The organism is Centipeda noxia ATCC 43541, assembly GCF_000160555.1.
In the GTDB taxonomy this organism is placed as follows: domain Bacteria; phylum Bacillota; class Negativicutes; order Selenomonadales; family Selenomonadaceae; genus Centipeda; species Centipeda noxia.
This window is the reverse complement of sequence record NZ_GG749280.1, coordinates 398,009-404,389: the sequence shown is the minus strand read 5'-3', so window position 1 is coordinate 404,389 and position 6,381 is coordinate 398,009. Positions and strand designations below refer to the sequence as shown.

Here is a 6,381-nt window from a genome sequence, read left to right as displayed (position 1 = left end):
CGGTATTTCCCCGATTTCGATGTGACGCCGTACCTTGCGCGTGTAGCGCGTGCAATGAAGGCTGCGGACATGATCGTCGACCTCAATACGGGGACGTACTACCGCTATCCGATCGAGGAGTTCTCGCCGTATCCGGATTTCATGCGCATGGCGAACGCCTGCGGGCTGCCGATCATCACGACTTCGGACGCGCATAAGCCTGAGGACTGCGCGCGCTACAACGAGGAAGCGGTGCAGTATGCGCGCTCCTTTGGCTATCGGGAGCAGATCCGATTTACAGGCGCGCGCGGGCGGGAGCGGGTCGCACTCCGCTGATTCCATGAGAAAGGAGAGCAAGAGATGAGCACAAAGATAAAATATGGAACGGGGCTGCTGCTGGCGCTGTTTTTCCTGCTCGTTCTGTGTCCCTCGGCCTTTGCTGAGGACGGCCGGGCGTGGACGTGGCTGAGCTCCAATGACAAGTATTCGAAATTCTACGCGCCGGCCTCGGTGCATGTGATGCAGGGGGCAACGGCAGCGGGCACGGGCAAGACGGTGGCGACGGCAATCGAGGCGGAGATCAAGACCTCGTTCAGCTATGAGGGCGCGGAGGAGACTATCCGCAACTATAAGATCGGGCATGTGATCTCCAACCCGGGGCAGCTTTCCTATGCTGTTGCGCAGGTGCGCGTGTCTCCGCAGAACCGGACTCTGCAGTATCTCGGAGAGACGTTCTATGATAAGGCCGGCAAAGTCCTCTGGTCCAAAGGCAAGGGGACGGAAAAGGAAATGAATTCTCAGCAGTTTGATGAGGAATTCTATGCAGCCATTATCGACACCGTCTTCCACCAGGGCGAGATGAAGCGCCTGCGTGCCGACGACCGCTGGATTGTGCTTTGGTCGGATGAGAACGCGAAAGGCGTCAAGACGCAGGTGACGGCAGACACCTCGACGATGCGCCGCATGCGGGACAACCTTATCTTTTGGGCGTGGACTGAGGTGCGTGATGCGGACGGCAAAGCAGTCGAGATCAAATTTGACAAACGTGCAGTGAACCTGCCCCAGGGCACGGAGCGCATCGTTACGGGCCGTTACTGGACGCCGGCGGGCGGATGGCAGACGCTTGACGACGGCTATGAAGGCGCCTATCGCATGATCACGCGCGGCGCCCCCGAGGAGCGCGGGCTCATTCGCCTGCGCGCTTTTGCGAACGGTTACAGCACATGGGTCACGCGATATCAGATCCGATGAGTTTTGAGTGAAAGGGCAGCACATACAATATGCCGATTAAGATACCCAATAATCTGCCTGCGGCCAACATTCTAGAGGGCGAGAATATATTCGTCATGAATGCGGCGCGTGCGTACAGCCAGGACATCCGTCCGCTGCGGATTCTCATACTGAATCTCATGCCGATCAAGGATGTGACGGAGACGCAGCTCCTGCGCCTCCTCGGCAATACGTCGCTGCAGGTAGAGGTGGACTTTATCTACACGGAGTCCTACATCCCGTCGCACACGCCGCGCGACTATCTTACGGAGTTTTACGGAACCTTTGCCGAGGTACGGCATAAAAAATACGACGGATTTATTATTACCGGCGCGCCGGTTGAGCAGCTCCCGTTCGAAGGCGTTGCGTATTGGGATGAGGTCTCTGAGATCATGCAGTGGAGCCGCAAGCATGCCTACTCGACATTTCACGTATGCTGGGGCGCACAGGCGGGGCTCTACTACCACTATGGGATTCCGAAATACTGGATGGACAAGAAGATTTTTGGTGTCTATGAACACCGCCTCTGCGTTCAGCATGAGAGCCTCCTGCGCGGCTTTGACGATACGTTCTACGTGCCGCACTCACGCCATACGGAGACGCGGCGCGCCGATATCGAGCGTGTGCCTGAGCTGACGATCCTCTCCGAGGGGGATGCAGGTCCCTACATCATTGCGAATCTGAAGCGGCGGCAGTTCTTTATCACGGGGCATGCGGAGTATGATCCGCTGACGCTCAAGGCGGAGTATGACCGCGATCTTGCGGCAGGGATGCATCCGGACATTCCCCTCAACTACTATCCGAAGGATGATCCGAGCCGGCCGCCGATCGTGCGCTGGCGCAGCGTCGCGCATCTTCTCTTTGCGAACTGGCTGAACTACTACGTCTACCAGGGCACGCCGTATGAACTCGACAGCCTTGACAATACGGAAGATTAGCCGCGGCCTCCGGTCGCTGCACGAACTCCTATTCAGTAAAAATTCAGCTTCTAAGAATACCATAGACAGCATTGATGACACTGATTTGATGGGAGCGATTTGCGTGCAAAAACGATGGGGTGCGGTATTTTCTGTCTGCGCCGTTCTGTTGATGGGGACCCGTCCGGCCGATGCCGAGGAGGTTCCGAAGCACATCTATGAATGGGTGCAGTCCACCGCACGGCAGGGTTATTTTTTTAACAAAGAACAGATCCAGTATGCTTCGGATGCACACGGTCACATCGATCTCACGAAGCTCGTAGTGCCGACCCTGCGCATCTATGACAATATCCAGATTCAGGACGTCGTCTCCAAGCGGCGCTGGCGGATGCTGCCGCTCGACGGCTATGGCGACCTCTCGGGTGCTGCGGAGTATCTTCTGATCGATTTGCGCGCAGGCGTTGTCCATGTCACCGCGCATGAAGATCTGGACAGTCGATGGGGAACCCTTTCGCGCGAGGAGAATACGAAGGAGTTTACCCTTTCCTCACTTTCGGACAAGGATGTCGAGAAGAAATTTTTTGACGCGATCATCGCCTACGCGGCTGCGCACCAGGACGAGCTGATCCAGCGCTCGCACGGGATATTGAGCGAGTCCGACCGTGCGAAGATTGAGGCGCAGAAGAAGAAACTCGCAAAGGAACACGATAAGACCACGGGAAAGGCATCGAAAAAGGCAAAAAAAGAGAAAAAGAAGAAGAAAGAATAGCAGATAAACTGCCGCTCCAAAAACAAGGGGCGGCAGTTGTTTTTTCTGGCTTTTTCCGCAAAAACAAGGTATAATGAAAACAAAAACAATACAGTGAAGGAAGGGGCACCGCATGACAGACAAGGAATGGATGCAGCTTGAACTGAGCCGCATGGTAAAGGCCGAAGGCGGTAAGGTCAGTGTCGAGCGGATGACGGAGATTGTCTCGGAGCTCAACCAGCGCCTGCGCGAGAATCCGAATTTACCGCGCGAGGAGAATGCGCCCACAGCCGACGAGCTGATCGCGCGCGCTCGTCAAACGACCGGAGAGGAGCGCTATCAGATCATCAAAGAGGCGCTCCGCATCGAGCCGGACAATATCACGGCGGCGTGCATGGCGGTCGAGTATCTCGCCAAGAATGCGGACGACCGCGTGCGCCACTATGAGGATCTGACCCGCAAAGCGACGGCTCGTCTCGAGGCGGAGGGGATGTTCAGCGCGGAGAATATCGGCAAATTTTGGTCGATGCCCGCGACGAAGCCCTACATGTTCCTGCGCCTCTCGTACATCGATGCGCTTGCCGAGGCACGCAAGCTGCGCCTCGCGGCGAAGGAGTGCGAGGAGATGCTGCGCCTCTCGGAGAATGACGGGCTCGGCCGCCGCTATCAGCTGATGTTCATCTATGCGACGATTGAGGAGGGCGATGCGGCGATCAAGCTGTATCAGCGCTACGAAGAGGGCGTCGCGATGATGTATCTGCCGCTGGCGATGCTCTTCTATCGCCTCGGCAAGATGAAGATGGCCCGCAATTTCCTCAATGAACTTGCGGCCGTCAACCATGACACCGAGGCATTCTTTGCGCGCGGTGCGGCCGGCGATTTGCCGAGGCGCGCTCCGGGACGGCATGCGGGCTCGTTTGCCATCGGGACAATGGAGGAGTTTGGGGAGGCCGTAACGGACAACCGTTTTGCCTTTGTCGGGATGGAAGCATTCTTTGAATGGGGGCTCAGCGAGCTGCGCGGGGAGCAGGAACATGCCTGAGTCCTTCCGACTGGTCAGATATGTCGTATACCTGTGCGCAGCAGCCGTTCTGTCGATGCCGGTTCCCGTGCATGCGGATCTAGCGATCGGGGGAGATGCGGCGACGCCTGAATACTGGCTGCAGGCCGACGGTGATCGGCCGATTCTGACGTTGGAAGAGATCGCGGAGGTCAACCGCAGGATTGCAGAGAAGAGCGGCGGAGTGCATGATCTGACCGCTGTTCCTGCGTGCCTTCCAGGCGCGGATGTGCAGATGCGCATCCGCCAGGCAGCGCAGGATTTCGCAGAGGAGACCCTGCCGGAACTCTATGCTGGAGGGCAGCCGCTCTCTGCAGCGGAGTGGAACGCCGTGCGGGAAAATCGTGCGCTCGATGCCGTCGAAGCGACCGTGGACGTGCGTTATGCGATCGCTCTGGAGCGTGCCGACATCCGCCTGCTCCCCACCGCTGCCGGATGGTACGAATCGCCCGATGATACGAGGTATGATTCGCTGCAGGGGACGGTGATTGACCCCGGCGAAGCGGTTCTGGTGCTGCATACCTCCCAGGACGGGGCGTTTGCCTTCGTCGAGACGCGCGACTATTACGGCTGGGCAGTAACAGAGAAGCTTGCATATGCAGAGCGGGAGCCATGGCTCTCATTTCTTGCGCCCAAGCACTTTGTTACAGTGGCAATGCCCCGGCTGCAGCTGTGGGCGAGAGAACGGAGTCTGCTCTATCAGCTTGGAGCAAAGATTCCAACGAGCGAATCCTCTGAGGCAGCGCGTCGTATCATTGTTCCGCTGAGAGATGTCGGGGAGCATTTCGTCAACGGACACATGTGGGTCCGCACTGAAGGCATGTCGATAGATGAGATGCTGCCCGAGGGGCGCCTGCCGCTGACGCACAATAACATGGTGCGATTGGCGTTCTCCGCACTTGGCACGGAGTACGGATGGGGCGGAGCCAATGAGGGAATGGATTGTTCCTCCTACGTGCAGAACATCTATCGCGCGATGGGGATTGAACTGCCGCGGGATGCGGATCTGCAGGAGAAGGCCTGTACGCTCGTGCCTCTTACGGGGCTGACACGGGAGGAGCGTTATCGCCGGATTGCGGAGGCTCCGCCGGGCGCGCTGCTGTTCCGGCCCGGTCATGTCATGCTCTATCTCGGGCAGGATGCGGGAGGGACTCCGTTTGTGATTCATGACATCAGCAGCTACTATGAAGGCGGCGAGAAGCAGTATATTCGAAAAGTCGTCGTCTCGCATCTTGATTTTTTGAACGCACGCGGCGCCGCGGCGATCGATACGCTTGACGCGATCGGCTTGGTCGTTCCGGCGCGATAAGATATGGGGACAATGCCCTCAGAGCAGGGCGAATTTGGAGGGGACCGATGGGACTTTTTGACGGATTTCAAGGCGGTGAAAAAACTGCCGTGATGAGTATGTACGACGCGATTAAGGCGGAGCTCGACCGGCACGAGTGGAATTACGAGGAAAGCGAAGAGAGCGGGGAGAATCGCCGAGAGCGGTATATCTATATGCGCAACGAGCTCGAGAACGACGAGCCCGTGACCGTAGTCATTGCAATACGCGAGTATGATCATGCGGACGGCTTTATCAAGATCAAGATCTACGACATCGCCTATCTCGAGGAGGACGGCGACTGCGCGGCGCTGCTTGCGAAGATCAATGCGTGGAACGGTGAGTTCCGCTATGCGAAATTCTGCCTGGATCGCGATCAGGATGTGGTGGTCGATATTGATCTTCCGCTTGATCTTCATGAGGGAACCTTTCAGCCGGAGAGCATCATGTCAATGATGGCACTGGGCATGAATATCGTGGAGAAGGTCTACGATGATTTGATGGGCCTCTGCACGCGCGGACACAAGCCGCGCCCGCAGGAGTAAAAAGAGATTCGAAATACGCAGGTTGAATGGAGGAATCCAATGGGACTTTTTGACGGCTTCAGCGGGAGTGAGGAAGGGCTCAAGAACAGCGCGTTTGAAGCGATCAAGGCAGAGCTTGACAAGCAGGATATGAAATACGGCGAGGATGTGACGGAGGACGGCGAGGACCACATCATCCGCATGCGCCAACAGCTTGACAACGGCAGCGTCGTGAGTATTGCGATCGTTGTCACGGAGAACGGCGATACGAACGATTTTATCAAGATCAAATATTTTGGACTTGTACGTCTTGAGGAGAACTCAGATCCGAAGGTTTTTCATGAAAAACTCAACGAGTGGAACAGTCAGTACCGCTACGTAAAATTTGTCGTCGATGACGACCGCGATGTCGTGGTGGATATCGATCTGCCGCTTGATCTGCACGTAGGTGTGTTCCAGGCGGACAGCTTTATGGCGATGGTCGGCGTCGGGCTGCAGGTGCTCGAGGAGGTCTATCCGGAACTGATGAAGCTGCGCTGGGCGTGAGCTTTGATAGA

At 57.0% G+C, this 6,381-nt stretch carries 7 protein-coding genes and 1 pseudogene; all 8 read left to right on the top strand.

Going from position 1 to position 6,381, the window contains the following annotated elements; all coding sequences use genetic code 11:
• Positions 1-315, top strand: a pseudogene (locus HMPREF7545_RS10380) (histidinol-phosphatase); the annotation flags it as partial.
• A 24-nt stretch (positions 316-339) separates the two neighbouring features.
• On the top strand, positions 340-1,230 hold the full coding sequence (locus tag HMPREF7545_RS05870) for a hypothetical protein (RefSeq protein ID WP_006694777.1): 891 nt from the start codon (positions 340-342) through the stop codon (positions 1,228-1,230).
• A gap of 29 nt (positions 1,231-1,259) precedes the next feature.
• Positions 1,260-2,186: a homoserine O-acetyltransferase MetA gene (metA, locus tag HMPREF7545_RS05865; RefSeq protein WP_006694776.1), complete on the top strand. Its 927-nt coding sequence runs from the start codon at positions 1,260-1,262 to the stop codon at positions 2,184-2,186.
• A 103-nt stretch (positions 2,187-2,289) separates the two neighbouring features.
• Entirely contained in the window at positions 2,290-2,934 is a 645-nt protein-coding gene (locus HMPREF7545_RS05860; protein WP_196793145.1) for a hypothetical protein, read from the top strand.
• A gap of 112 nt (positions 2,935-3,046) precedes the next feature.
• On the top strand, positions 3,047-3,955 hold the full coding sequence (locus tag HMPREF7545_RS05855) for a hypothetical protein (RefSeq protein WP_006694774.1): 909 nt from the start codon (positions 3,047-3,049) through the stop codon (positions 3,953-3,955).
• Complete coding sequence (locus HMPREF7545_RS05850) at positions 3,948-5,282, top strand: SH3 domain-containing protein (protein WP_006694773.1); 1,335 nt, start codon at positions 3,948-3,950, stop codon at positions 5,280-5,282. Before HMPREF7545_RS05855 ends, HMPREF7545_RS05850 begins: the two co-directional genes overlap by 8 nt.
• 47 nt (positions 5,283-5,329) lie before the next feature.
• Positions 5,330-5,845: a YbjN domain-containing protein gene (locus HMPREF7545_RS05845; RefSeq protein WP_006694772.1), complete on the top strand. Its 516-nt coding sequence runs from the start codon at positions 5,330-5,332 to the stop codon at positions 5,843-5,845.
• A gap of 39 nt (positions 5,846-5,884) precedes the next feature.
• Complete coding sequence (locus HMPREF7545_RS05840) at positions 5,885-6,370, top strand: YbjN domain-containing protein (protein WP_006694771.1); 486 nt, start codon at positions 5,885-5,887, stop codon at positions 6,368-6,370.
• Positions 6,371-6,381 lie beyond the last annotated feature (11 nt).

Excerpts from the sequence above, each read along its gene's own strand:
- HMPREF7545_RS05845 (WP_006694772.1), top strand. The coding sequence starts at position 5,330 with ATGGGACTTTTTGACGGATTTCAAGGCGGTGAAAAAACTGCCGTGATG.
- HMPREF7545_RS05855 (WP_006694774.1), top strand. The coding sequence starts at position 3,047 with ATGACAGACAAGGAATGGATGCAGCTTGAACTGAGCCGCATGGTAAAG.
- HMPREF7545_RS05850 (WP_006694773.1), top strand. The coding sequence starts at position 3,948 with ATGCCTGAGTCCTTCCGACTGGTCAGATATGTCGTATACCTGTGCGCA.
- metA (WP_006694776.1), top strand. The coding sequence starts at position 1,260 with ATGCCGATTAAGATACCCAATAATCTGCCTGCGGCCAACATTCTAGAG.
- HMPREF7545_RS05870 (WP_006694777.1), top strand. The coding sequence starts at position 340 with ATGAGCACAAAGATAAAATATGGAACGGGGCTGCTGCTGGCGCTGTTT.
- HMPREF7545_RS05840 (WP_006694771.1), top strand. The coding sequence starts at position 5,885 with ATGGGACTTTTTGACGGCTTCAGCGGGAGTGAGGAAGGGCTCAAGAAC.